General features: G+C 73.1%; 4 protein-coding genes. All 4 read right to left on the bottom strand.

The window, feature by feature from the left end; translation table 11 throughout:
* Positions 1–364: hypothetical protein (locus tag ACWEQL_RS42305; RefSeq protein ID WP_452156931.1), on the bottom strand; the 364-nt coding region annotated here is incomplete at its 3' end.
* Positions 365–709: 345 nt separating this feature from the next.
* The gene (locus ACWEQL_RS42310) at positions 710–1,042 is read right to left on the bottom strand and encodes a TcmI family type II polyketide cyclase (RefSeq protein ID WP_452156933.1); all 333 of its coding nucleotides are present in this window, start codon (positions 1,040–1,042) and stop codon (positions 710–712) included.
* Positions 1,043–1,047: 5 nt separating this feature from the next.
* Positions 1,048–1,503 (bottom strand): SRPBCC family protein, encoded by a 456-nt coding sequence (locus tag ACWEQL_RS42315; protein WP_452156935.1) that lies wholly within the window; start codon positions 1,501–1,503, stop codon positions 1,048–1,050.
* 1 nt (position 1,504) lies between these two features.
* Entirely contained in the window at positions 1,505–1,765 is a 261-nt protein-coding gene (locus ACWEQL_RS42320; protein ID WP_452156937.1) for an acyl carrier protein, read from the bottom strand.
* Between the last annotated feature and the right edge of the window lie 175 nt (positions 1,766–1,940).

Here is a 1,940-nt window from a genome sequence, read left to right on the forward strand (position 1 = left end):
CTCTGCGGTTGCGGCGCATCGCGTACGCGCCCACCCCGAGGCCGCCGAGCAGCAGGACGGCGCCGGAGGCCAGGCCGCCGCCGGACAGCGCCAGGCCGCCGCCGCCGGTGTGCACGCCGCCCTTCGGGGCCTTGCCCTCCTCGGCGGGGGCGTCCTTGGCCTTGCCCTCCTCGCCCGGGGCGCCCTTGGCCTGCTTCTCCTCCCAGGTCTTCTGGCCCTCGGGGCTGGCGGCCTTCTCCTGCTTCTCCTGCCAGGTGAGGTTCTTGCCCGAGTCGGTGCCGCCGTCGGCGTACGCGAGGGGGGCGCCGACCGTCAGGACGGCGGCGACGGCGGCTCCGGCGAGCAGGGTGCGTGCGGATCGCATGGGGGTTCCTTCCGGCGCTCGCTGCGGCTGCCGACACGTCATCGGCCAGGGGACTCACAGGTGCGCCTGATCCACCGTCAACCAGGGCGGCGGCTCCTGCCACCGGAGGGTGCCACGGCCGGGTCGCGCGGTGGGCCCTTCGGGTGGACTCCCGGGCGTGTTCACCCGGCTGCCGCAGCCGTCCGGGTGGTCCGGGATGACGGTGCGTCAGCCGTCCGGGGTGCCCTCCGGCATGTCGCCCCGGCCGGGTCCGCTTCCGGGGGTCCGCGCCGGGACGGCGACGGCACGGGACCGCCCCCGGCCGGCGGCCGGGGGCGGTCCCATCGGTGCGGTGGTGCGCGGCGGTCAGTTGAGACCGGCGCGCTCCCAGCGGTAGAACTCGTGCGCCATGGCGTCCTTGGGCTCCCGCCAGGTGGCCGGGTCGTACGCCTGGACGTAGGCGGTGAGCCGGTCGCTGACCCGGCGGAACTCCGGGTGCCCGGCCACCTGGGCGACGGCCGGGCCCGGCGGGCGGTCGGCCTCGATCAGATGCAGGTAGACGTCGCCGAACTGGAACAGGCTGCGGCCGGTGACGCCGATCAGGTGGGGCAGTTCGCCGCGGTCGGACTCGGCGAAGACGTCGGCGATGCCGCCGGCCGCGTCCGGCTTCATCCGGGCGACGATGAGTGCGCGGTGCATCCGGCTCACACCTCCGCGGCCTTCTTCTCGACCTTCTCGCGGATCAGCTGCATCTGGATGCGCGAGTTGCGGTTGATGTGGTTGACCATGCCGTCGTCGTCGACCGGCGCGGTCGGCTTCATCGCGAAGTCCTGCACCCAGCGCATCCGGGTGCCGGCCGGCACCTCGGAGTACTCCCAGCGGATCTCCATGAACTCGAACGGGCCGGGTTCGACCCGCCGGGCCCGCACCGCGAGCGAGGAGCGGTCGGTGGTGCGCTCGGAGACCCAGCTCCACACCTGGCCGTTCTCGTCCGGGTGCATGGTGAGCCGGAAGCGGACGCTGTCGCCGTCGCGTTCCAGCACCTCGACCGAGGCGTACTCGCTGAACAGCTGCGGCCAGTTCTCCAGGTCGTTGGTGATCTCCCAGACCAGGTCGAGCGGCGCGGCGATGACGATCTCGTTGTCGGTGTGTCCGGGCATCTCAGGCACCGGCCTTCGCGGCGAGGGAGGAGTTGACCAGCTCCAGGAACTCGGCCGGGGTGCGGGAGGACTCCGCGCCCGAGGTGACCTTCAGGCCGTGCCGGTTCTCCAGTTCGCCGACCACCCCGAGCAGGCCGAGGGAGTCGACCCCGAACTCGTCGAAGCTCGCCCCGGGCCGCTCCAGGTCGATCGGGTCGATGACGACGCCGGCCCGCGCCTGGATCAGGGTGGCCAGTTCGGAATAGCTGAGGTTGTTGCTCACGGGACGTTCTCCTAGTCGATCGGTAGCGAGGATCGGTTTCGAGGGTCGGTGTCGGTATCGGTGTCGGGGCGCTGCCGGGGTGTCGGGGACCGCCGGGGCTCCGGGCTGCTCCGGGCGGAGGGGGCGGCCCCGGGCCGGGGCCCCCGGGCGACGAGATCGGAAGAGCGTCGGGTGG

It is taken from the genome of Kitasatospora sp. NPDC004240, from assembly GCF_053603215.1.